This window comes from Succinimonas amylolytica DSM 2873, from assembly GCF_000378405.1.
GTDB classification, from domain to species: Bacteria; Pseudomonadota; Gammaproteobacteria; order Enterobacterales; family Succinivibrionaceae; genus Succinimonas; species Succinimonas amylolytica.
Genome location: NZ_KB899636.1, coordinates 963,296 through 986,777 on the forward strand (window position 1 = coordinate 963,296; position 23,482 = coordinate 986,777).

Below are 23,482 nucleotides of genomic sequence, written 5' to 3' on the forward strand. Positions count from 1 at the left end.
AGGGGAATCGCGGGACAGAAGAACAAAGGAATCAGTCATAATGGACAGTAAAAAGCTTTTGGAGGTTTCTGCTCTTACCCGGGTGTATCGGGAAGGCGACATTGAAACCAATGTGCTCCGGGGAGTGGATTTCAGCCTTGACGCTCACGAAATGACGGCGGTGGTGGGGGCATCCGGATCCGGAAAGAGCACGCTTCTTCATATCCTGGGAACACTCGATGCCCCAACCTCCGGAAAAGTGCTGTTCAGGGGACAGGATTTGTTTCGAATGAACCATGCCGCGTTGTCATCATTTAGGAACCGGCATTTGGGGTTTGTGTATCAGTTCCATCATCTTCTGGCAGACTTTTCGGCATTTGAGAATGTGTCCATGCCGCTTCTTATTGCCGGAGTGCCGCGGAACGAGATTACCGAAAGAGTCACTGTGCTCCTGGAAAGGGTTGGACTCAAGGATCGCATGCATCACCGCAGCTCTGAACTGTCTGGGGGGGAAAGACAGAGAGTAGCCATTGCACGGGCCATTGTGAACAAGCCGGATCTTCTTCTGGCCGACGAACCAACCGGAAATCTGGATCATAGAAGCGCTGGCAGCGTGTTCGACTTGCTTCTGGAACTGCGTGAGGAGTCCGGGTGTGCCATGATGGTGGTAACACACGACCGGGATCTGGCCTCCCGGTTTGAAAGAGTGCTGACCATGAGAGACGGGGTTATTCAGTGATATGAACAAGCTGCTTCCTGCCTTAATCGGGCTCAGATTCTCCTCCTCCGGAAAAAAGACCATGATGTCCGGCTTTATCAGCAGGGCTTCCGGAATCGGCGTTGCCATCGGAGTAATAGCCATTCTGGTAGGGCTTTCTGCTATGAACGGTTTTGAGAGAGAGCTCCGGTATCGGGTTCTGGGTGTTATTCCGGCGGCGGAAATATATCCTGCAGAAGGGGAATATATCTTGAATGCGTCTATAAAAGCCGCTGTTTTGGAAGAAAGTCCCGCGGTGGAGGCAGCGGCCCCGGAAATTGTTATTAATGGACTGGTTTCCTATAACGGCATCTACAAGGGGGTGCAGGTTCGGGCCGTGAATCCGGCGCGGGAACTTCGGGTACTCAGGCTGAGTCCGTTCATAAAAGAGGGGAGCTTTTTGGAATCAGGGAACGGAGATTTTAAAACGGAGATCAGTGGTAAACATAGCGGGATTGTGCTGGGAAGCCGGATTGCCAGGAAACTCGGAGTTAATATCGGCGATACCGTGGATTTCCTGACTGCTGGACAGAGCTCGGAGGATTCCCGGGAGGCAAGCGGTCCCAAGGCTCTGAATTCGGTACCTTTCCGGGTGGCGGGAATTTTGGAGATCGGGGGCCAGCTAGATGCCGCTGTGGCGTTTATAAACATTGATGCCGCCAGGAAATTTCTCAATCTTCCAGAGGATGCCGCCAATAACATTGCCTATAGAACCGCGAATATTTTCGAGGCAGGGACCGAATGTCTTGAAGGAGCCAGATATCTGGCGGACAGGGAGTCTGCAGGGTCTCTGTATGTTCGGAGCTGGATGTCTGTGCAGGGACGCCTTTACAACGATATTCAGATGATAAGATCCATTCTTTATCTGGCGCTGTTTCTGGTGATATCAGTGGCCTGTTTCAATATTGTTTCCAGTTTGATAATGGCCATAAACGACAAACGCTCCGAGGTTGCCATCCTCCTGTCCATGGGGTATTCCAGAATGGCGGTAATTCAGACCTTTGCGGTTCAGGGGGCTGTCAGCGGCTGTGCTGGAGCGGCTATAGGAATTGTCCTGGGAATCCCTGCTGCGATATATCTCTCTGAAATTGTGACAGGTATTGAGACTTTATTCGGATTTCATGTACTGAACCAGAATGTGTATTTTATAGGCTTTGTGCCCACGGAATTTCATTGGTCGGATGCTGCAGCTGTAGCTGGAATTGCGGTATTTATGAGTTTTGCGGCTACGGTGATTCCAGCCGTAATGGCATCAGGAATCAAGCCGGCCCTGGAGCTTTCTGGGAAATAGCTTTTCCAAAAATCCAGATTCGCCAGTTTTTTTGCGCTTTTAGTTCCCTTTTTTCAAATCTTGCTGGTCATAACAAGGAGTTTATATGGAGCCTTATTCTGCCGGTTTTTTATCACTACTGCCACCGGTATTAGCGGTAATTTTGGCTCTTAAAACCAAGGAAGTGTACTCGTCCCTTATTTTCGGCATAATGTCAGGAGCGCTGATTTATTCCTTTATGTCCGGAGGAGATTCTCTGATTCGTCCGATAGAGGTATCAGTAGAGATCCTGAGTGCAAAATTCGATTTAAAGATTGCGATTTTCTGTGCTCTTCTGGGAGCTCTGATCAGTGTCATTAATGCTTCCGGTGGGATCCGGGAATACGGAAACTGGGCCCGTAAAAAATTACAGACACGAAGAAAGGCTCTGTTCTCTACCATGTTTTTGGGGATAGTGATATTCATTGACGATTATTTTAACTGTCTTACAGTAGGTACCGTCATGAAGCCAGTGACTGATGCCCAGAAGATTTCCCGGGAAAAGCTGGCTTTTATTATTGATAGCACGGCGGCCCCGATCTGCATCATTGCTCCGATTTCCTCCTGGGCTGTGGCGGTAAGCTCAAATCTGACCACTGAAGCTTCGTCAGAAACGCCTTTTATGATATTCATATCCTGCATTCCCTGGAATTTCTATGCCATATTTTGTCTTTGTTTCGTGCTTCTTGTTATAGCATTGGACTTTGATTTCGGTCCCATGCGCCGGGCTGAGCAGCGCCATCAGGAAAGCCTGGAAGAACAGGCAGGTCGTGAGGATTCCCATGTTCTTCAGGATAACGGAGTCAAAGCCAAGGCTTCCGGGACGATCAGCGATATCCTGATACCGATATGCAGTCTGATAACAGCCACGGCACTTGCCATGCTGTATACCGGTGGATTTTGGAAAGATGGCGAGGCTTTTCATTCGGCAGTTCAGGCTATGGGGGCATCGGATCCCTCGTTTTCCCTGATTCTCGGAGCTTTGGTTGGGCTTCTGGCAGCGTTTTTAAAATACATTCCGAAGAGGATCTCCACCATGGATGATTTTATGAAGAATGCTGTCAGGGGAGCTCAGAACATGTTGCCGGCTATTATTATTCTGATGCTGGCATGGACTCTTTCCGGAGTTACCAGAGAGCTTCTGGAGGCCCCGAAATTTATTGGCTCTCTGATTTCTGCTGATAATGGGATGGTAGCGGCGTTACTGCCTGCGTTTGCGTTTATTCTCTCCGGATTTCTTTCGTTTGCCGTAGGTACCGCCTGGGGGACTTTCGGCATTCTGATTCCCATTATTATCAGTGTATTCGAGGCAGTTTTTCCGGGAAATTCCGAATATCTTTATATAGTCCTTTCCGCCACTCTGGCCGGATCGGTGTTCGGTGATCACTGTTCCCCCATTTCGGATACTACCATTCTTTCTTCTGCCGGTGCCGGGTGTGAGCATGTCAACCATGTAGGCACTCAGCTTCCCTACAGTATTTTTATTGCTGCAGTGAGCCTTTTGGGATATTTGATGGCAGGATTTACCAGGAGTCTTTCTGCCAGTCTGATTTTCTCTCTGGCGGTGCTTCTGGGAGGCCTTCTCATGATAAGAAGCCGGGTGCAGCGAAAAGCTCAGACTGAGAATGCGGAAAAAGCCTAAAGGGGTATTTATTCCAGTTTTTTTGAAGTTCTCAGTAATGCCAGGAGAGCGGCCCAAAGGATAAGAGTGAAAAAAGGACGGGATTCGATTTAAAATTCCGTCCTTATCAATCTCCGTTAAGTGCCGGTTTTTCGCAAGCTACACTACGTTCCTGAACTTACGGCGATGCGGCTTTATGGAGTCGACCCCGTATGTTTTTACCTTCCACTCTTCATATTCTGTAAAGTTTCCGGCGTAGAAGGTGACTTGCCCGTCATCCTGGTAGTCAATGATGTGGGTAGCGATACGGTCAAGGAACCAGCGGTCATGTGAGATAACCATGGCGGATCCCGGGAATTCCAGAAGAGCGTTTTCCAGTGCTCGCAGCGTTTCTACGTCCAGATCGTTGGTAGGTTCGTCCAGGAGTAGCAGATTACCGCCTACCTGGAGGAGCTTGGCCAGCTGCAGCCGGCCTCTTTCACCGCCAGACAGGTCGCCGACTCTTTTCTGCTGGTCGGTACCTTTGAAATTGAAGCGGCCAATGTAGGATCTGGCCGGAATTTCATAGCTGCCGACCTTCAGGATATCCTGACCGTTTGAAATTTCTTCGAACACGGTTTTGGAATTGTCCATTTTGTCGCGGAACTGCTCCACATAAGCCAGTTTGACAGTGCTGCCCAGTTCAATGGTACCGGAATCAGGCTTTTCCTGACCGGTTATCATTCTGAAGAGGGTGGATTTGCCAGCGCCGTTGGGCCCGATAATGCCGACAATGGCACCCTTGGGAATTGAAAATGACAGGTTGTCAATAAGAGTACGGTCGCCGTAGCTCTTGGTAACGCCAGTTACCTCCAGTACTTTGTCACCTAGTCTGTCCCCAGGCGGAATGAAGAGTTCGTTTGTTTCATTGCGCTTCTGGTACTCGGCGCTGTTTAGCTCTTCAAAGCGTGCCAAACGAGCCTTGGATTTGGCATGACGTCCTTTGGGGTTTTGTTTGACCCATTCCAGTTCCCTGGCAATGGACTTCTGCCGTGCTGATTCCTGACTCTCCTCCTGTTTCAGGCGGTTTTCCTTCTGTTCCAGCCAGGAGGAATAATTTCCCTGCCAGGGAATGCCTTCACCGCGGTCCAGCTCAAGAATCCATCCGGCAACGTTATCCAGAAAATAGCGGTCATGGGTTACGGCTACCACGGTTCCGGGGTACTGGTGCAGGAAATCCTCCAGCCAGGCAATGGATTCTGCATCCAGATGGTTGGTGGGTTCATCAAGAAGTAACATGTCGGGCTGCTCCAGAAGCAGACGGCAGAGAGCTACCCGGCGCCGTTCGCCGCCGGAAAGCACCTTGATCTGAGTGTCACCGTCCGGGAGTCTCAGGGCATCGGCAGCCTTTTCAATCTGGTTGTCCATGTTATGTCCGTCACCTGCCTGGATAATGGCTTCCAGATCAGCCTGTTCCTTGGCCAGGGCATCAAAATCAGCATCCGGTTCGGCATAGGCAGCATAGATTTCGTCAAGCCGTTTCAGAGCTTGGGATACTTCACCCAGAGCCTCTTCCACGGTTTCGCGCACGGTCTTTTCGGGATCGAGACGTGGTTCCTGCGGCAGATAGCCGATTTTGATTCCTGGTTGCGGTCTGGCTTCGCCCTCTATTTCGGTATCAATGCCGGCCATAATTTTTAAAAGAGTGGATTTTCCCGCACCGTTAAGACCCAGCACTCCGATCTTGGCGCCAGGAAAGAAAGACAGGGAAATATTTTTCAGAATGAACCTTTTTGGGGGAACGATTTTTCCCACTCGGTTCATGGTGTAGATAAACTGTGCCATGGCAGTCCTGCAAGTAAAAAAACAAATACCCAAAAGTTTCTAAAGGATAGCACATTAGTGGGGCCCGTTAAAGTGAAAACGCCGTTATCGGGCAATAAAAAAGCCCCCATAAGGAGGCTTGAGATCTATGATTCCGGGTTCCCGGATTTTAACCTTACTGCTGCAGGCTAAGGTTCAGGAAACCGTTTATGATGAGGTAGTATCCGAATACGAATACTCCGGTGAGAACAGTCAGTACCAGCCCTCCCCAATAAAGCACATAGTGATGGAGAGGTGTCGGCTTGATCAGCAGATCATGGAGACTGTGATAGATACGGTGCAGACCGTGCCAGAGACACCCGGAGATAATCACGAATATTGCCAGAGCTCCCCACCAGTGGCTTATCAGGTTGAAGTAATGGAAGCAGTTGACACCGAGTCCCTGAAGCAGCATGAGGATCAGAAGAGAAGGAAGTGCCATACCCACAACCATACCACCGGCACCAAAAAGTCCCCAGTATACCGGTTCATCAGAGCGACGAATTTTAGACGACATTTAAATATCTCCTTAAACCAATGTGAGAACCAAAATGATGACGAGAGTTGCGGCTGCAGTAGCCCCCCAGAGGCCGAACACATAGAACTTGTCGGGAATAAGTCTGGTATCATCTGGTTTTTTGGTAAAGAACATCCGCATAGCCTTCGGCATTAGATTGTACCAGGTAAAGGCATGGAATACCACTGCTACCAGCGCAATCAGATTCAGGATAAAGGCAATCGGATTGCTGAGCACGGCAGTAACTGCAGCATCGGCCCCCTTGATAGCAAAGAAGGGCAGGGCGGTGATTACCAGAAGCTCCAGAGCAACAAACACGGCCAGGAAGGCGGTTCCTTCACGAAGCATGTATGCCACATAGAAGCTCCAGTCGGCCCACCAGGTTCTTTTAACCGGACGATTGTACGGTTTGCGGTAGGATTTTACGTTGTTATCCATCTCAGTTACTCCGGCTTAAACATTTTGATTACGTAGTCGATGGCACTCTGCTTCTTGCCAAGCTGAATGGCAGAGGCCGGATCCACGCCCTTAGGGCATACCTTGGAGCAGGCACCCACAAAAGTACAGCTCCAGACACCTTCCTCAGCACTCATGTGAGCAAGACGCTCCTTGGTACCGGCATCACGGGTATCAACGTTGTAACGGTACGCCAGGGTAAGAGCTGCCGGGCCAATGAATTCCGGATTGATCTTGTACTGCGGACAAGCAGCGTAGCAGCAACCGCAGTTGATGCACATGGCGAACTGACGGTAAAGCTCCATCTGCTGCGGTGTCTGAATATAGCTCTCGGTAAGAGGCTTATTGGCATCCTTTTCCGAAGGAATGATGTAGGGCTTGATGCGCTCAATCTTTTCAATCATATCGGAGATGTCTACCACGAGATCGCGTTCGATGGGGAAGTTTGCCAGAGGCTCTACCTTCAGGGTCTTGGTTTCATCATAGTCCCTGAGAAAGGTCTGACAGGCCAGGCCCGGAACACCGTTAATCATCATCCCGCAGGAACCGCATACAGCCATGCGGCAGGACCAGCGGAAACTGAGGTCCGGAGCCAGGAAATCCTTGATGTAGTTCAGGGCTTCCAAAAGCGAGGTTTCATGATGGAAAGGGACATCGAAATCCTGAAAATGCGGTTCGGTGTCTGTTTCAGGGCGATACCGTAAAACAGAAATCTTCATAGTCTTTTCAGCCATTATTTGTCCTCCTGAGTGGCGGCAGCTTCGGCACTTTCTGCGGCAGCCTGAGGCTGTTCCGGTGCCTGGGCAGCCTTAGCCTTGTTCTTTTCAGCTTCCTCTGCTGCTGCACCGTAAACACGCTGAGCAGGCTGGAAACGGGTAATCTTCACATCGCTGTACTCAATCTTGGGAGCTGCAGCGCCATCTTCGCTGATGAAAGCCAGAGTGTGCTTGAGGAAGTTCTTGTCATCGCGGTTCTTGTAGGCTCCGTCCGGGCCGTCAAGACGCTGATGGGAACCGCGGGATTCCTTTCTGTTGATAGCGGAATGAGCCATGCACTCTGCCACCTGGAGAGTGTATCCGAGCTCAATAGCATTCAGGAATTCGGTGTTGAATACACGGCCCTGGGTGTCATTGATCTTGATGTTACGGTAACGCTCCTTGAGTCCGGTAAGAACATCAATAGTCTTCTGCATTGATTCCTCTTCACGGTAAATGCCGACACCTTCCTCCATGGAGTCGCCCATTTCGTGCCGGATCTTGGATACGGATTCGGTACCGTTGCCGTTAAAGAGCTCGGTTGCCTTTTTAACAGCTTCCTCGGCCTGCTTCACGAGATATTCTTCGTTGCCGTATTCCTGAGTCTTGGCAAACTTAGCGGCTTCTTCGCCGGCAACCTTGCCGAATACGATGGTTTCTACCAAGGAGTTGGAACCGAGACGGTTGGCGCCGTGAATGCCAACGGAAGCGCATTCGCCTGCGGCATAAAGCCCGGGTTTTCTGGTGGCTGTCTTGCCGTCAGTTTCGATGCCGCCCATGGTGTAGTGAACAACAGGACGCACCGGTACCGGATCCTTGGCAGGATCAACACCGGCATATGCCTTGGCCAGTTCGCAGATAAGAGGGAGACGTTCCTCGAGGTAGGCAGCACCCAGATGCCTCATATCGAGGTATACGGCATCGCCCAGCGGCATCTTGATGGTGCGTCCCTTCTTTTGTTCGTTCCAGAAGGCCTGAGATACCTTGTCGCGGGGGCCGAGTTCCATGTACTTGTTCTTAGGCTGTCCTACAGGAGTTTCCGGTCCGAGACCGTAATCCTGGAGATAGCGGTAGCCTTCCTTGTTTACGAGAATACCGCCTTCGCCGCGGCAGCCTTCGGTCATCAGGAGGCCGCAGCCCAGAAGCCCGGTAGGGTGGTACTGCACGAATTCCATGTCTCTGAGAGGCACGCCGTGCCGATATGCCAGAGCCATGCCGTCACCAGTTACAATGCCGCCGTTGGTATTGAAGCTGTAGGCACGTCCGGCACCACCGGTGGCGATAATGACAGATTTGGCCAGAATGGTTCTGCAGACGCCATTCTGAATGTCATAGGTTACCACGCCTCTGATCTGTCCGTCTTCCTCTAGGAGATCGAATACGAAATGCTCATCAAAACGCTGGATGGAGGGATATTTGACTGAAGTCTGAAACAGAGTGTGCAGCATGTGGAATCCGCTACGGTCTGCAGCGAACCAGGTGCGAGGTACCTTCATGCCGCCGAAACGTCTGACGTTGACTTCGCCGGTGGGCTTGCGGCTCCACGGACAGCCCCAGTGCTCCAGCTGATACAGTTCCTTGGTGGTATTGGCAACAAAATAATCAACTACATCCTGTTCGCAGAGCCAGTCGCCACCGGCAACAGTATCTTCAAAATGTTTCTGGAGGGAATCATCATCACGTACCACACCTGCAGCGCCGCCTTCTGCTGCAACAGTGTGTGAACGCATCGGATAAACCTTGGAAATGAGGGCAATCTTTACGGTTGGATCCAGCTCTGCTACAGCAATGGCTGCACGCAGACCAGTACCGCCCGCACCGACAATGGCGACATCGGTCTTTACTATGTCCACAGTGTTCTCCTGAATAAAAAAGAAAAATATGAAAAAAGAAACGACACGGATTAAGGGCCGTCAAACTGCCGATTATCATATCAAAAAAATGATAAAAATTCTTGCATGAGGGGCTTGAACTTATGAATTTTAGATCGCAGGCAGAAAAGAGACGTCTGTTACATGAATATTTTTCTGAAAATGTCGGGATTTTCTGCGGTATTTCTACCGGTTTTTCACAAATTCTGGAGAGACTATCAGAGAATAATGGATTTCTCCTCTGTTGCAGACTGTCCCTGTCGACCACAAAACCGAGCTCCGGAAAATTTTTTATGTCAGCATTCTTGAAATTATATTCCGTAATCTTCCGGTATAGGGCATATCATTGCTAGAAGGCAGTATTACCGAATTGTTTCCGGTTGTGTGCATACTGGAATTATTGATCTTCATAAAGGTGCGGAAGTGAGTCAATAATGACAATTCTGATACCACGATTATTAGAGACGGGATTTTGAATTCCAGAGAAAACCGGATTACGGCCAGAAGTGTTTTTTGACAGAAAATCATTAAACAGGAAGCACTGTCCAAGGTCAGCGCTTCCGGAATGATGACGGGCTAAAAGCTTCCGGTTTTACTTTTTCCGGGAGGATTTTGCTTTTCTGGGACGTTTCTGAGTTTCCCGTTTTTCGGAAACTGAGGATTTTTTCTGCTCCTGAGTTTTCGGGCTTTCAGAGATATCGGAATCGTCTGTGGTGTCAGACTGCTGAGATGCTTCTTCTGCACTCGCTGGCGCGGTGACTGGGGCACCGTTATTCTTGAGAATAGTATCGTCTGAAGAACCTTCATTAGTATTTGTGGAAAACTCTTCAGCAGGGCGGTTTTTCGTGTCCTCTTCTGAGTCAGTGCCTGAATTTTTCTCATCGTCGGAAGAATCTTTTGGAATGGGATTTTCTTCTTCAGATTCAGGGCTCTTTGTGTTTTTTTCGAAAGAGTTGCCTCCGTTCTGCTGTTCCTGAGGTGTTTGGGTTGCGGTGCTGTTGGCAGAGGTGTTAGCAGTGGTGCCGTCATTTTCAGAAGCGGTGTCAGCCTCTCCGTTTTCGGAAATATATCCCATGAGTGTTCCCATCTTTACTGGCGATCCTGACTTTTGTTCCGGAGACAGGGTTACGGAATTATTTCCGAAAACTGTAATGACAGTGGATCCAAGTTTGAAGAAGCCAATTTCCTGTCCTTTGGCATACGATGGTGCTGTGTCGTCAGGGAAGTCGGTGATTTGAACCCGGCGTTCCTTGTTCGGAGAAATTATTCCCACTCCGGTGATGCCGATGCTGCCTACAATAGTAGCACCGACAAAGACGAGAGCCATCGGTCCGGCCGGGGTGTCGAACAGGGTTACTGCTCTTTCGTTTTTGGTGAACAGTCCTTCAATCCTTTCCACATAGTCGGGATTTACCGAATAGTATTTTCCGGGAATATAAATAATGCGGCGCAGGGTTCCGGCTATAGGCATATGGATGCGGTGATAGTTGGAAGGGGCCAGGTATATAGTCTCGAAATTTCCGTCCTCAAACATTGCAGACACCCGTTCATCTCCCCCCAGAAGGGTTCTCAGGGAGTAATCCTGTCCCTTGGCGGCTATGAGGCGGCCGTAGGTGATGTAGCCGTATTCCGCAATGGTGCCGTCAACGGGAGCTACAATGACGTTCTGGCCTCTGGCCAGCGGTCGCTGCCCAGCCTTTAAAGGTCTGGTAAAAAACTCGTTGAAGGTTTTATAGTCTTCCGGATTTTCCTTTTCGGCTTCCTTCATATCAATGTTGTAAATACTGATGAAGGTTTCGATAACAAAAGTGGTGACATCTCCCATTTCCTTCTCGGCCAGGAAGCCAGCGAGGCGTGTGATAAGATGCTTGGGGGTGAGTCGGTGCAGTAAGGTTTTCAGTGTTTTAAGCATAGTGTTCTAAGAGGTTGGTCAGCCCCTGCTCCTTGTTAATGATTTCAGAGCATTTTACCCCGGGAAAAATAAAAAAAACGTGTTCGAGCGAATATTCGGGCCATAAAGTTCTGCTGGTTCATTAGAAAGCAGGCTGGCAGAAATGTCGGTAATTTAATCGTTTAGCGCTCCGGTGCGGGACAGGTCTTTGTCGCGTGCGGAGAAGCGTGTTATTTTCTGCTGTTGCGTTTTCCAGGAGTTCTGTAGGCGTCAGGCATGTTATCAGTCATTGATTCCAGAATCCGGTGATAGTTTTCATAACGGAAATCTGCAATTCTTCCCTGGCTTACTGCTTCCCTGACGGCACATCCCGGGTCGTCCTTATGCCGGCAGTCCCGGAAGCGGCATGAAGCAGCTGCGGAGGCAATTTCCCGGTAGCATTTTGTCAGATCCTCTCTGGACAGGTGCCAGAGGGCGAACTCCCGCACGCCAGGAGAGTCGATAATGACACCACCGTTTTCGAAATGGTAAAGACGGGAGCCGGTAGTGGTGTGCTGCCCCAGATTTGAGTTTTCGGAAACCGTTCCGGTTTCAGCCCGGGCCCCTGGAATCAGAACGTTAAGAATTGATGATTTTCCTACACCTGACTGTCCTGCCAGTATTGATGTTTCCTGAGACAGGCGCTCCTTTAGGGAGTTTATCCCGAATCCGGTACTTGCGGAGACAGTCATGGTTTCGTATCCGATTTCGCGGTAAACAGAGAGAATTCGATCAAGTGTGCCTTTTTCGTTTTCCGTAAAGAGGTCGTGCTTGTTGACTACAATGAGTGTTGGGATTTTTGAATATTCGGCCGCTGCAACATAGCGATCTATGATATTGGTGGAAAATTCGGGCTGCTTTGCCGTGACGGTAACGATCAGGGAAATGTTGGCGGCTACCGGCCGGAGTCCGTCATAGTAGTCGGGCCTGGAGAGAAGTGCGGTACGCGGCAGGACTGTTTCCACAAGGCCGAAGGCTTTTTCATCAGAAGTGAGTGGCGGCCGGAAGAGTACCTTATCTCCGGTAACAATGCTTTCTATTGTTCTTCGTATATAAACCCTGAAGAGAATGCGAGAGTCATTGTTTTCCACCAGGGCTGTCTTTCCGTAACGGCTGACCACGGTTCCCTCTGCAACGGCGCCGAGCTCACCCTGTATTTCCGGGATGTCGTTGTCCTGATTACAGCACAGCTTGGCTACTCTTCGGGCAACATTGCGTTTCTGGCTCATGGTAAGTTTGTTCTTGCTCATGCTTGTTCTGTTTTTCCTGTTATGTGTCCTATTGTTCTAGTTACGCTCTGTCTTTGCTATTTCCCGGAATTATAAGGTAAAAATGCTGTCGGGAAATGCGAAAGCTACGGATTCGCAGTTAAAAAGGGGCTCAGTTTCAGGAATGTCCCCGATTTTTTAGATGGTGTTGAGGCCAAGACTTCAAAAAATTCAGTGAAATCAGTGCTAATAGCTCACAAAATGGCCGGTTTTGGTTAAAAAAACATCAAAATTTGAAAAAATTGCATTTTTTTTAAAAAAGTGTTTGTCAAAGCAGGAAAGACCTGTATAATGCACCTCGTTGACTGCGGGAGTAGCTCAGTTGGTAGAGCACAACCTTGCCATGGTTGGGGTCGCGAGTTCGAACCTCGTTTCCCGCTCCAGTCAATTTTCACGTAGTTTTGGGCGGGAGTAGCTCAGTTGGTAGAGCACAACCTTGCCATGGTTGGGGTCGCGAGTTCGAACCTCGTTTCCCGCTCCAAAGCGAATCTATGAATCATGTCTGTTAAATTCTTTTCTTTTCAATCCTTTGATCTTTCTTTTGATTCTGTTGGCATGGGGCTGACTACGGACAGTGTTCTTTTTGCATCCTGGTGCGGCTATTTTATTCCCCGAACCCGGTCTGAGCGCATTCTTGATGCAGGAACTGGTACTGGAGTTCTTGCTTTGATAATGGCTCAGCGGAGAAAAGGAGCGGAAATTACCGGCATTGATATTGAGCCACGGGCGGTGTGTACTGCAGCAGAGAATTTTGCACGTTCGCCATGGAGCTCGCGTCTTCAGGCCAGAGCTGAAGATATCAGGACATTTGATATCGGAAGCGGGCCCCGGTTTTCCATTATTATTTCCAATCCGCCATATTTCAAGAAAGCACTGCCGTTACGGTCTGCTGCGCGGGAGTTAGCCCGAGCGGAGCAGGCCTGGAGCGCAGAAGCGTTCTGGCTCATGGTTGAGAGGGTTCTGGAGCCGGAGGGCTGGGTTTCCGTGGTTATCCCCCCTGAACGGCTGCCGGAATACCGAAATGCTGCCAGATCCTCTGGGTTTTCGGTTTTGCGGAGCACACTGGTATCATCTTTTCCTTGCCGGACTCCGTATATTGGCTTTTATCTTTTTGGAAGAGAACGGAATGATTATTCCGGTATTTTTCCAGGGGGTAATATTAGAATCGGAGAAGGGCCGGATTTTCAGGATGGCTTCAGTATCCGGGAGGTTCCAGGTCAGTATTCAGCCTATTATTTTAAGCTTACCGGAGATCTCTATCTTTTCGGCAGGGAGCCCGTGTTTTACCGCCAGTAGTTTCCATACTCCTGTTGAATACTCTAAAAAACGCCGCTTTGCTAGCAAATTCCGCCCGCGGTCATTGAAAGAATAAGGAAACGTCTATATATAGAGCAGTGGCGGATTCCGTCCTCGGGCTTGCCCGGTCGTGACGGGACAAGGCAGGGGACGATCGTGTAAAATGTTCCTGTGCGGTTGTGATACCCCATATTATTGTTAATACCATAAAGAATAAAAACCCATGATACAGTCACTTTTAACTAAGATTTTTGGAAGCAGCAATGAAAGAACTGTGAGAAAGCTGCAGAAGAAGGTTGTGGAAATCAATGCCCTTGAACCCAAGTTCAAGGCGCTCCGAGATGATGAATTTAAGACGTATACTCAGCAGTATATCGATCGGGTGGCCAAGGGAGAGACCCTGGAGAGCATTCTTCCTGAGGCCTTTGCCCTGGTGCGGGAGGCTTCTAGCAGAGTTCTGGGACTTCGGCCGTTTGACGTGCAGCTTATGGGCGGCATGGTTCTTAACGATGCCCGGATTGCCGAAATGAAAACTGGTGAAGGAAAGACCCTGACGGCACTTCTGCCTTCCTATCTTAACGCTCTTACCAAGAGAGGCGTTCATGTTGTTACCGTAAACGATTATCTGGCCACCCGCGACAGCAACTGGAGCCGTCCGATGTTTGAATTCTTGGGTATGACCGTGGGCTGCAACATTCCGGGTATGGATGCGGAAGCCAAGAGAGCTGCCTATGCCTGCGACGTTACTTATGGTACCAACAATGAATTTGGCTTTGACTATCTCCGCGACAACATGGCATACACTCCGGCTCAGAGAGTGCAGCGTCCCCTTCATTACGCCCTGGTGGATGAGGTGGACTCCGTGCTTATTGACGAAGCCCGTACCCCGCTCATTATTTCCGGTCCGTCCGCCGATTCATCAGAGCTTTATATCAAGGTTGATGCTATCATTCCGGAGCTGGTTGAGCAGGAGAAGGAGGATTCAGAGGATTATCACGGAAGCGGCGACTATACCAAGGATCTCAAGTTTCGGCAGACCTATCTTACCGAACATGGTCAGGAACATGTGGAAGAGCTTCTGGTAAAAGCTGGACTTCTGGCAGAGGATGATTCTCTGTTCTCATCGGCCAACATCGCTCTTCTTCATCATGTAATGGCAGCTCTGAGAGCTCATGTGCTGTTTACCAGGGATGTGGACTACATTGTCAAGAATGACGAAGTAATCATTGTTGACGAGCACACCGGACGCACCATGCCTGGAAGACGCTGGTCCGACGGACTGCATCAGGCAGTGGAGGCCAAGGAGCATGTTAAGATCCAGTCGGAAAATCAGACTCTGGCCTCTATTACCTTCCAGAACTATTTCCGCATGTATGAAAAGCTGGCCGGCATGACAGGTACTGCCGATACTGAGGCTGCGGAGTTCAATCAGATATACGGGCTTAACACTGTTGTGCTGCCCACCAATAAACCGATGATCCGCAAGGATTTGCCGGATCTGATTTATCTGACCGAACAGGAGAAGTACGAAGCCATAGTGACAGATATTCAGGAATCTGTAAAGGCTGGCCGTCCCGTGCTGGTTGGTACCATCTCCATTGAAAATTCCGAAAAGCTCTCGGCCTTTCTGGACAAGGTAAATATTCCTCATCAGGTTCTTAATGCCAAATTCCACGCCCGGGAGGCGCAGATTATTGCCCAGGCTGGTCGCCCTGGAACCGTAACCATTGCTACCAATATGGCAGGCCGTGGTACCGATATTGTACTGGGCGGTTCCCTCCAGGCCGATCTGGATGCCCTTGAGAATCCGACTCCGGACCAGATTGAAAAGGTTAAAAGTGAATGGCAGGAACGTCATAATGCCGTAGTTAAGGCAGGCGGTCTTCATATTATCGGCACCGAGCGTCATGAATCCAGACGTATCGATAATCAGCTCCGCGGCCGTTCCGGCCGTCAGGGAGATCCCGGGTCATCCAGATTCTACCTGTCAATGGAAGACAATCTGATGAAGATTTTCGGGTCCGACAAGATTAAGAATGTCATGCGCCGGCTTGGTATGGAAAACGGACAGTCTCTGGAGCACCCGATTGTCTCCCGGGCTATTCAGAATGCCCAGCGCAAGGTGGAAACACGCAACTTTGATATGCGTAAGAACCTGCTGGAATATGATGATGTAGCCAACGAGCAGAGAAAGGTCATTTATGAAGAGCGCAATGCCCTTCTGGATAACAAAGTGGGCATCGAGGCCGTAGACGAGATTATGACTGATGTTCTTAACAGTACCATCAGCCGTTTTATTCAGCCGAATTCCCTTATCGAAACCTGGGATGTGAAGGGCCTTATGGCAGAGCTCAGAAACGTCTATCTGCTGGATCTGCCTATTGATGAATGGCTGGCCAAGGATGAGAAACTTTATGAGGATCCTCTGCGTGAAAGAATTGTAAAGAGTGCCCTCGATGCTTTTGAAGAGAAGAAGAAGCTTATTGGTGATGCTCAGGCGCTGTCCCTGGTTCACAACATCATGCTACAGTGTCTGGATGCTCTTTGGAAGGAACACCTGGCCGCTATGGATTATCTGCGCCAGGGTATTGGTCTCCGGGGGTATGCTCAGAAGAATCCGAAATACGAGTATAAGCTGGAAGCCTTTAATATGTTCAGCCAGCTTCTGGAGAACTTTAAGAATCAGGTGGTCAGCGTGCTATGCAGAATTCAGATTCAGATCCAGACACCTGAGGAACTGGAGCAGCAGAGACGGGAACAGGCTGAACTGGCCGAACAGCGTTTTAATGACGAGGCTCACAAGGTTGCTGAAGAAAAGGCCAGTGCCGGCGGAAACGAGATGGATCCCCGAACCATGCCCAAGGTAGGCCGGAATGATCCCTGTCCCTGCGGCAGCGGCAAGAAGTACAAGGAGTGTCACGGCCGGCTTCTTAAGTAAAAATCAGTTGACTTAACGTCCGGTTACTGCGTGAGCCGGATAATTATGGAAGGGGTATGAACTGCAGTCATGCCCTTTTTTAATACCTGATGTAATACAGATTAAGGAATTCGAAGGATTTTACAGGCCTTTATTTAGTGCCGAAGTGAAAAGGGGAGTAAAGACTATTGATAATAGACGGTTGAGATGCGTGTTTCGTCAAGTATATAAACAGGGCCGTGTAGAGTGGTAGCACTCAGCTGATATTTATCAATTATTATTTTCATGCCGGGAAACTAAAAAGCCGGTACATGGTACCGGCTGGTCTTCAGGTGCAATATTTCCAAGACTTTTATCACCCGGGCTGTTCAGCTTGTGTACCGTACGCGCCGCGGGATTAGCCGTTCTAGGAAACGGCCGGATTCTGGAATTGTCTTTGCATTCTGATTTTATCTGATTACCTCAGTGGCAGTAAATTCAATCTTCTTGGGCTTGGTTACCATGCGGGTTTCCTTGTCAAGATATGCGTTGTAACTGTCTTTGCCTGTCCACGTATCCGCTACATCCATGTAAGTGAACCCGCCATCCTGGTTATCAAAGCCCAGCTGACCGAAAGAGCTTGACCCCCAGCAGTAGGTATCAGTTCCCTCAGCAGAATTGCTGTTTTTACCGGATTTTTTGACAGCGGCGCATACAGATCTTTTGCCCACGGACACATCAACAACTCCGGTAAGATCTGGCATTACCGTATTAACAACCCAGTACGATTCATCCTTTTTAGAAGGAATCCAGTTTAAAGGTTCCTCCGGATTATCTGATCCTATGCCAAAGACGCCGTAGAAGTTGTTACCAGTGAATGCATATAGATTACCCTTATCGCTCAGTACAAAGGAAACTTTATCTTCAATATTGATATCAAGCTTGGCAATTTTCTCTCCGTTAAAGGAAGTTATGGAATCTGTTATTCTCCAATAATCTGTGTTGTCAGCTGTGCCATGGTTGTAGGATCCCCACAGCTCTCCGTCATTATCCCTTTCTACAATTAGCTGGGAATCATACTGAGCGATGCCAAAGTGGGTGACGTTGATGAGATCAAATCCGTCTTCGGTATTGCCACCGGAGGTGAAACGTTTGATTTTGGTTACCGGCTGCCCGTAGAGGAAGTGGAACTCTCCGGAATCTTCAGTGACCTTCCAGGTCCAGTTATGGGTACCATCGGGATCCATCAGGGTTTGATCCTTATAGAATGTCTTGTCGGCATATTTCATTAGCCAATCTTCCTGGTACTGCATCCAGTTATGAGATATAAGCCCCCTGGTATCATCACCCCAGCAGTATACATTATACCTGTCGTCCGCGGAGGTGTTCTCTGTCAGAGCGCAGAATGTTCCTTCACCTGCAGTAAGCTCCTTGACACTGGACACGGTGGTCGGAAACTCAACCTTCACCGGAGTTGGAACAGCCGTGACAATATCGGTCATGTCGATACCGTCACGTGACATATTTCCTTCCTGAACCTTAACTTCCAGATTCGGATGTCTGTCACCAAGCTGCAATGCAGTGTTTTCGCCCCAGCAATAAACTTCTCCCGATTTGGTCAGTGCGCAGGAAACGTTGTGGGCCATTGTGAGACTTTCAATTTTGCCAAGATAATCACTGTCGATTTCCTGCTGTCCCTTGAGAACTTTCTGGGCGTACATGGTCCGGTTTCTGACGGTGCCATTTCCGGTTTGACCATACCAGTTGTTGCCCCAGCACCAGACATTGCCATCGAAGGTTACTGCACAGACGTGGGTGTTGCCTCCGTCAATGGTCTTGACGTTGGACAGGTACTCGTTTTCTGAGGTCTTTACCTTGATCAGTTTTGCGCTGAAATTGTCCTTGACTTTAGCTCCATCTTCAACATACTCTCCATCTTCGTCAACAGGGAATATAGATGGATCCCCCAGATTGGCCCAGGAATTGTTGCCCCAGCAGTATACGTTGTGATTTTTGCTGACACCACACTTAAATTCATCAGAATTATGATCGCCTAACTTGGTGAGGGACGAAATTGCTTCGTCGCCGTAAGTTTTTAGTGCGTCCGCAACGTCGGAAAGATTGCCATCAGTGGTATCTTCCACAATCTGTTTCACATCATCTTTGATGGTGTCGTGAGAGCTATCTACGATTTCCGCTCCCGACTGTGCGGTGGTACGCTCTTCAAGCTGCTCAGCACTGGCAGGAAGAAGTCCGCTTCTTGCCATAACCTCGCTGGTTACCAAAGCAGCCTTGGATTCCTCAGTAACTTTGTCAGGATCGTTGTAATCGCTTTTTGCAATCTGGGGGTTCACACCAAGAGATTCAGTAATTTCACTGAATACACCATCGTAGGTTTCTGCCGATACAGTTTCAATATCAACCGCCTGATCTGTCAGTGTGGTATACGGTGTTATGCGGGGCTGCTGCTTCTCATTCATTGTGGTCTTGCCAGTCTTGTCGGTGCTTACAAAGAATGTAGATGAGAGAACTACAGGACTTGAAAGAGGTCGGGCATTTCCCAGTATGACACTGTGGGTGTCTGCGGTGGAGAAGACGATAACACGAAGGGGAATGTTCTTAGAACATGTTTTAGTGATCATGCATTCGTGGGGGGTGCCTTTCAGGAATTCACTGCTCACATTGCTGCTGATCTTGAACTGCCCTTTGTCGTCAGTTACAGATACCGGCTCGTTTTCATCGCACTTGAAGTTGCGGTTCAGATCGGTACAGACCTTGGCATTGACAAGATAGCCATCAATAACCTGGCCGGAAAGTTCAATTGCATTTTCTCCTTCAGCATTACCTTCGTTGGAGTCATGGTGGCTATGACCTCCACCTCCAAGCCGGTGATAGTAATTGCAGCAACCAAAGACGCCAGAGTCGTCATTCTGAAAGCGTAATTGTTTAATTTCATAATCATACCCATATCCTTGAATGAATATAACAATCTGATCTAAATCACATAATTAATGATTTAATCCCTATACAGCTATCATTATCAGTTTATGATTTTTTTTTGACTATGTTTCACTATGTTTACAGTATTTAATTTGTGATTAATCTTCTAAAGAATCCAGTATATTCAGCTATAAAAATCACTTATGCGATTACCCAGTTTCAGAATCTCTTTTTTTGCATCGTTTGGCAATCCTGAAGCATTATTAGCTGCTGATGATTCCGGTATTTCATAGTTTCCATCAGTACCGAGGAAGCGTTCGGAGAGCTTGTAGCGGTTATACTGAGTAACGGACTGCGCTGACTTGTTACGGAGTTGTCAGCGAACTGTTTCTGCTGAATATGGCAAAGCTCACTTCCTACGTGAGAGTATAAGAACTATCTTGATTGTATGCAGGTTGCATCATAAATACGAGAGGTTTAGCATGATTATTATCAGGGAAGCGTGGCCAATCTCCAGAAAGTGTGTAACACTATCCCAGAATGCCCCAAATGTGCCCTGTTGCTTTTTGGTTACGCTTGTAAGACTTTTTGAATGCGACTTCCAGAGAAAAATGTGTCATGAGCTACCCAAAAAAACTTTCCGTTATTGTTTCTCATCATTCCTTTCTTTATTTTCTTCTATAGAAAATCAGCAAGAATGGTGTTTACAAAGGAAGTGCCTTTGGGGGTGAGAGTGAGGGAGTTTTGGGAAATGGTAACAAGACCGTCTTCTGCAAAGCTCTGGAGTCTTTCCCGGAGTGCTGAAAAGGGGAGACCTGTAGCGTTTTCGAATTCTCTCGCGGTGATGGCTTCAAATAGTCTGAGCCGGTTTAGCAGGTATTCAAACAGGAATTCCTCCTGGTTAACGGTACGGATTTCCTGGAAACAGTTTTTTTCGGGATCGATGACGCCCCTGATATAGTCATCAGGGTTTTTCAGTCGTGCCTTTCTGACTATTTTGCCGTTTCTGGTAACCTTGCTATGAGCTCCTGCTCCGATGGCCAGGTAATCTCCGAATTTCCAGTAGTTGCTGTTATGTACGCAGGGATTTCCACGCGAGAAAGCGCTGACCTCGTAATGGGTGTATCCGGCCTCTTTCAGAAGCCGGAAGCCTTCAATACAGGTATCCTCAATTACTTCATCAGCAGGCAGTGCCGGAGGATTCTGTCCGAAAGGTGTGTCTTCCTCCAGTGTCAGCTGATACCAGGAGAGGTGCGGGGGATTAAATGACAGAGCTTCTGAAAGATCTGCCAGGGCTTCCGCTGTGCTCTGTCCTGGAAGAGAGTGCATGAGATCGATATTGAAGTTGAGGAAGGTATCTCTGGCGAGAGCAATGGCACTGAGGGCCTTTTCCCTGTTGTGAATACGGCAAAGTCGTTTGAGAAAAGTGTCGTTAAGACTCTGAATACCAAGACTCAGCCGGTTAACTCCCGCCTCCCGATAGTTCTTCAGTGTGTCTGGGGTTACCGTCCCTGGGTTGGCCTCCATTGATATTTCAATATCGGAAGCGGTATTAAGCAGATTTCTAGCCGTGCTGATAATCCTCTTGATTTCTTCCGGAGGGAACAGTGAGGGAGTGCCGCCGCCTAGGTAGATGCTGACGAGTTTCCGGTCTCCGGCCTCTTTAGCTTCGGTTTCGAGCTCCTGGAGCAACGCTTCGGTATAGGCGGCAAAATATTGCCGGCGAACGCTAGCTGCAGCCGGCGCCTGGAAGGAGTTAAAGTCGCAGTAAGGACATTTTCTGATGCACCAGGGGAGATGGACGTACAGGCTCAGAGGCGGTGGAAGAAGAAAGCTCATCAGGATTATTCTTCTCCGTATATTTCCCGTAAAGCTTCTCTGAGTTTCGTCAGGGCCTGTCCCCGGTGACTTAGACGGTTTTTGACGTCCGGTTCCAGCTCAGCGGCTGTTTTTCCGAGAACAGGAATCAGAAATGAAGGATCATAGCCGAAGCCGTTCTGCCCTCTTTTTTCAGTAATGATGCGTCCCTTCCAGAAAGCCTGACAGATAAGCGGAGTAGGATCGGCAGCAGATCTCATAAAGGCCAGCACACACCAGTAGCGGGCAGTCCTTTCGTTTTCAGGAAAGCGTGCCACCTCGCGGAGCAGCTTGTCCAGATTTTCCTCATCGCTGGCATGTTCTCCTGAGTACCGGGAGGAAAAAACTCCCGGCTGTCCGTCAAGACAGTCAACGGCTATTCCTGAATCGTCAGCAAGGGCTGGAAGTCCGGTATGTCTGGCGGCGTTACGAGCCTTGATAATGGCATTTTCTACAAAGGTAGTTCCGTTTTCCGCCGGAGATGCCACATCAAAATCGCTTTCGGGAACAACTGTTACAGGGAAATCTGAAAACAGGCGCTGAAATTCACGGACCTTTCCGGGATTTCTGGTGGCCAGGACAATTTTTGAGTACATGGGATAATTCTCCTTTAATGTCAATATCAGAACCGCTGATAACCGTTTTGCGGTTCTGCCTCATAGAATGATTGCTGTTTTCCGGGCAGCTGGATTTTTCGATCCGTTTCCAGTTCACGGAATCTGGTACTGGCATTTTTGACAGCCAGTTGCACAATTTCCAGTGGAGACGGTTTGTAAAAGGAGAATCCCAAGAGCTCCGGAAGAGTCTTTTCCAGCGCTATGGAGAACGCTAGAAACTGGGCTATGGTCGCGCCCATGGGCAGAGCCAATTCAGCCCCCAGAAGTTTTTGGGTTCTGAGGGAAAAATAGAGATGAATCATTCCGGCGGTTTCCAGGTGGATTTCCGCCCAGTGGGATTCCTGAAACGAGGCCTCTCCGATAATATATGGTTCGGCATCATGGCGGCGGCGCAGTTCTTCTTCCTTTTTGCCGACAATGGCAAAATTTGGGGTGGTAAATGAAATGGTCAGGGGAAGCCATGGAGATTTCCGGAGTTCTCCTGGGTATCTGGCAGCATTTCTGCCAGCCATGGCCCCGTCCTTTAGCGAGCGTTCCAGCGGGGTGTTCTGGGCGGCCACTGAACCGGCGGCGAAGATATGCGGTACTTTGGTCTGTCTGGTGTTAGGATCTGCCGGAATGGCACCGAATATATCGGGACTGATACCGGCGTTTTCAGTATGAAGTTTTGAGAAGCTTGGGATTCTTCCAGCGGCAGCCAGAATGTAGTCCGTTCTGATGTATCCTTCTTTACCGAACTGATCCAGATAGTAAATGGTTACCCCGTTATCGTCAGAGGAGATTTCTGTTATCTCGCTGTTCATGAACATGACAACACTTTTGCCAATGCATTTTTCGGCGATTTCGCTGATTTTGATATCTGTAAAATGCCAGAGATGCCGCTGGCCGAAGATAACAGTTTTTACCCCAAGTCTGGTAAGAATCTGCCCTAGCTCCAGAGCGGTGCTGCCGGCCCCCAGGATGGCGATTGATTTCGGGAGTGCCTGAAGCTCAAACAGATCCTCACAGGTTATAGCCCGGGAGCCAGCCGGCTGAATACATGATGGGATATAGGGGCGGGATCCCGTGGCGATTACAAAGGTTTCGGCGGTTATTCTGATGCCTGTGTCAGGAACCAGGAGATGCTTCTGGTCTTCAAATGAGGCGTGGCCGTATATTTTGTCCTGTTCTGCTATGGCCGAAAAGTTTTTCATGTACTTTTCGCTGCAGTTTCGGCGTCTCTCCCGAAGATCCTGAAGAATAGTGGAAAACTTCAGTCTGATGGAATGATCCATACCGTACATGGTTATCGGGGTATCATCCTGCAGTACTGAGGAGGATTGTTCTTCAATAATAGCCCGCAAAATGTCAAGAGGCAGATATCCGGATCTGAAAATCGCGGGCAACTTGAAATCCGGGTCAATGATAACGGCGGAAACTCCATGTTTTTTTGCTTCTTCGTAGGCCTTGAGTCCGGCGCTACCTGCACCGATGATTGCCGTTTGAACTCTGATTTCTTTCATAAGGACTCCTCTGCGCTAATTAGAATTATAAGGGAAAATGGCTGGGACGGTGTATTTTGCTATAATTCC

Annotated in this window: 17 protein-coding genes and 2 tRNA genes; 8 read left to right on the plus strand and 11 right to left on the minus strand. The window is 49.0% G+C overall.

Translation table 11 applies throughout. From position 1 onward, the window contains the following. Positions 1–40 precede the first annotated feature (40 nt). From lolD to F557_RS0104280, 3 genes are all read left to right on the plus strand, one after another. A complete protein-coding gene (lolD, locus tag F557_RS0104270; RefSeq protein WP_019001013.1) occupies positions 41–718 on the plus strand; it encodes a lipoprotein-releasing ABC transporter ATP-binding protein LolD in 678 nt (225 codons plus the stop codon). A gap of 1 nt (position 719) precedes the next feature. After that, positions 720–2,027 carry an ABC transporter permease gene (locus tag F557_RS0104275; protein ID WP_019001014.1) on the plus strand — a complete coding sequence of 436 codons (1,308 nt, stop codon included), beginning with the start codon at positions 720–722 and terminating at the stop codon, positions 2,025–2,027. 85 nt (positions 2,028–2,112) lie between these two features. Beyond that, on the plus strand, positions 2,113–3,687 hold the full coding sequence (locus F557_RS0104280; protein ID WP_019001015.1) for a Na+/H+ antiporter NhaC family protein: 1,575 nt from the start codon (positions 2,113–2,115) through the stop codon (positions 3,685–3,687). Between the two features lie 138 nt (positions 3,688–3,825). Here F557_RS0104280 and ettA read toward each other — a convergent pair whose 3' ends face one another. From ettA to rsgA, 7 genes are all read right to left on the minus strand, one after another. Then, positions 3,826–5,490, minus strand: a complete 1,665-nt coding sequence (gene ettA / locus F557_RS0104285) for an energy-dependent translational throttle protein EttA (RefSeq protein ID WP_019001016.1) — start codon at positions 5,488–5,490, stop codon at positions 3,826–3,828. Positions 5,491–5,644: 154 nt separating this feature from the next. After that, complete coding sequence (gene frdD, locus F557_RS0104290; RefSeq protein ID WP_019001017.1) at positions 5,645–6,025, minus strand: fumarate reductase subunit FrdD; 381 nt, start codon at positions 6,023–6,025, stop codon at positions 5,645–5,647. A gap of 12 nt (positions 6,026–6,037) precedes the next feature. After that, positions 6,038–6,463: a succinate dehydrogenase/fumarate reductase transmembrane subunit gene (locus F557_RS0104295; protein WP_019001018.1), complete on the minus strand. Its 426-nt coding sequence runs from the start codon at positions 6,461–6,463 to the stop codon at positions 6,038–6,040. A gap of 5 nt (positions 6,464–6,468) precedes the next feature. Next, a complete protein-coding gene (locus tag F557_RS0104300) occupies positions 6,469–7,215 on the minus strand; it encodes a succinate dehydrogenase/fumarate reductase iron-sulfur subunit (protein ID WP_019001019.1) in 747 nt (248 codons plus the stop codon). Next, complete coding sequence (gene frdA / locus F557_RS0104305) at positions 7,215–9,089, minus strand: fumarate reductase (quinol) flavoprotein subunit (RefSeq protein ID WP_019001020.1); 1,875 nt, start codon at positions 9,087–9,089, stop codon at positions 7,215–7,217. Before frdA ends, F557_RS0104300 begins: the two co-directional genes overlap by 1 nt. Positions 9,090–9,699: 610 nt before the next feature. After that, complete coding sequence (gene asd, locus F557_RS21705) at positions 9,700–11,019, minus strand: archaetidylserine decarboxylase (protein ID WP_019001022.1); 1,320 nt, start codon at positions 11,017–11,019, stop codon at positions 9,700–9,702. Between the two features lie 209 nt (positions 11,020–11,228). Then, a complete protein-coding gene (rsgA, locus tag F557_RS0104320; protein ID WP_019001023.1) occupies positions 11,229–12,287 on the minus strand; it encodes a small ribosomal subunit biogenesis GTPase RsgA in 1,059 nt (352 codons plus the stop codon). 325 nt (positions 12,288–12,612) lie between these two features. On the opposite strand from rsgA, the gene F557_RS0104330 reads away from it, so the two are divergent. The 4 genes from F557_RS0104330 to secA all read left to right on the plus strand — a co-directional run bounded on the left by F557_RS0104330 (position 12,613) and on the right by secA (position 16,539). After that, positions 12,613–12,688 (plus strand) — tRNA-Gly (locus tag F557_RS0104330). 22 nt (positions 12,689–12,710) lie between these two features. Then, positions 12,711–12,786 (plus strand) — tRNA-Gly (locus F557_RS0104335). Positions 12,787–12,803: 17 nt separating this feature from the next. Continuing rightward, positions 12,804–13,601, plus strand: coding sequence for a tRNA1(Val) (adenine(37)-N6)-methyltransferase (locus F557_RS20980; protein WP_019001024.1), 798 nt, complete (start codon positions 12,804–12,806; stop codon positions 13,599–13,601). Between the two features lie 223 nt (positions 13,602–13,824). Beyond that, complete coding sequence (gene secA / locus F557_RS0104345) at positions 13,825–16,539, plus strand: preprotein translocase subunit SecA (protein ID WP_019001025.1); 2,715 nt, start codon at positions 13,825–13,827, stop codon at positions 16,537–16,539. 428 nt (positions 16,540–16,967) lie between these two features. On the opposite strand, the gene F557_RS0104350 is transcribed toward secA, so the two are convergent. After that, positions 16,968–19,139, minus strand: coding sequence for an RCC1 domain-containing protein (locus F557_RS0104350; protein ID WP_084761435.1), 2,172 nt, complete (start codon positions 19,137–19,139; stop codon positions 16,968–16,970). 6 nt (positions 19,140–19,145) lie between these two features. Between F557_RS0104350 and F557_RS0104355 the strand changes: the two genes are divergently transcribed. Then, on the plus strand, positions 19,146–19,439 hold the full coding sequence (locus tag F557_RS0104355) for a hypothetical protein (protein ID WP_084761438.1): 294 nt from the start codon (positions 19,146–19,148) through the stop codon (positions 19,437–19,439). Positions 19,440–20,115: 676 nt separating this feature from the next. Here the strand turns inward: F557_RS0104355 and hemW are convergent. Genes hemW through F557_RS0104370 form a run of 3 tightly spaced genes read right to left on the minus strand, consistent with a single transcriptional unit; the run spans position 20,116 to position 23,413 of the window. Continuing rightward, complete coding sequence (gene hemW, locus F557_RS0104360) at positions 20,116–21,276, minus strand: radical SAM family heme chaperone HemW (RefSeq protein ID WP_019001028.1); 1,161 nt, start codon at positions 21,274–21,276, stop codon at positions 20,116–20,118. Between the two features lie 5 nt (positions 21,277–21,281). Further along, the gene (rdgB, locus tag F557_RS0104365; RefSeq protein WP_019001029.1) at positions 21,282–21,890 is read right to left on the minus strand and encodes an RdgB/HAM1 family non-canonical purine NTP pyrophosphatase; all 609 of its coding nucleotides are present in this window, start codon (positions 21,888–21,890) and stop codon (positions 21,282–21,284) included. Between the two features lie 26 nt (positions 21,891–21,916). After that, the gene (locus F557_RS0104370; RefSeq protein WP_019001030.1) at positions 21,917–23,413 is read right to left on the minus strand and encodes an FAD-dependent oxidoreductase; all 1,497 of its coding nucleotides are present in this window, start codon (positions 23,411–23,413) and stop codon (positions 21,917–21,919) included. Positions 23,414–23,482: the final 69 nt, after the last annotated feature.

Excerpts from the sequence above, each read along its gene's own strand:
- F557_RS0104350 (WP_084761435.1), bottom strand. The coding sequence starts at position 19,139 with ATGATCACTAAAACATGTTCTAAGAACATTCCCCTTCGTGTTATCGTC.
- lolD (WP_019001013.1), top strand. The coding sequence starts at position 41 with ATGGACAGTAAAAAGCTTTTGGAGGTTTCTGCTCTTACCCGGGTGTAT.
- secA (WP_019001025.1), top strand. The coding sequence starts at position 13,825 with ATGATACAGTCACTTTTAACTAAGATTTTTGGAAGCAGCAATGAAAGA.
- F557_RS0104300 (WP_019001019.1), bottom strand. The coding sequence starts at position 7,215 with ATGGCTGAAAAGACTATGAAGATTTCTGTTTTACGGTATCGCCCTGAA.
- F557_RS0104370 (WP_019001030.1), bottom strand. The coding sequence starts at position 23,413 with ATGAAAGAAATCAGAGTTCAAACGGCAATCATCGGTGCAGGTAGCGCC.
- frdD (WP_019001017.1), bottom strand. The coding sequence starts at position 6,025 with ATGTCGTCTAAAATTCGTCGCTCTGATGAACCGGTATACTGGGGACTT.
- rsgA (WP_019001023.1), bottom strand. The coding sequence starts at position 12,287 with ATGAGCAAGAACAAACTTACCATGAGCCAGAAACGCAATGTTGCCCGA.
- asd (WP_019001022.1), bottom strand. The coding sequence starts at position 11,019 with ATGCTTAAAACACTGAAAACCTTACTGCACCGACTCACCCCCAAGCAT.
- hemW (WP_019001028.1), bottom strand. The coding sequence starts at position 21,276 with ATGAGCTTTCTTCTTCCACCGCCTCTGAGCCTGTACGTCCATCTCCCC.
- F557_RS20980 (WP_019001024.1), top strand. The coding sequence starts at position 12,804 with ATGTCTGTTAAATTCTTTTCTTTTCAATCCTTTGATCTTTCTTTTGAT.
- rdgB (WP_019001029.1), bottom strand. The coding sequence starts at position 21,890 with ATGTACTCAAAAATTGTCCTGGCCACCAGAAATCCCGGAAAGGTCCGT.
- F557_RS0104275 (WP_019001014.1), top strand. The coding sequence starts at position 720 with ATGAACAAGCTGCTTCCTGCCTTAATCGGGCTCAGATTCTCCTCCTCC.
- F557_RS0104280 (WP_019001015.1), top strand. The coding sequence starts at position 2,113 with ATGGAGCCTTATTCTGCCGGTTTTTTATCACTACTGCCACCGGTATTA.
- ettA (WP_019001016.1), bottom strand. The coding sequence starts at position 5,490 with ATGGCACAGTTTATCTACACCATGAACCGAGTGGGAAAAATCGTTCCC.
- F557_RS0104295 (WP_019001018.1), bottom strand. The coding sequence starts at position 6,463 with ATGGATAACAACGTAAAATCCTACCGCAAACCGTACAATCGTCCGGTT.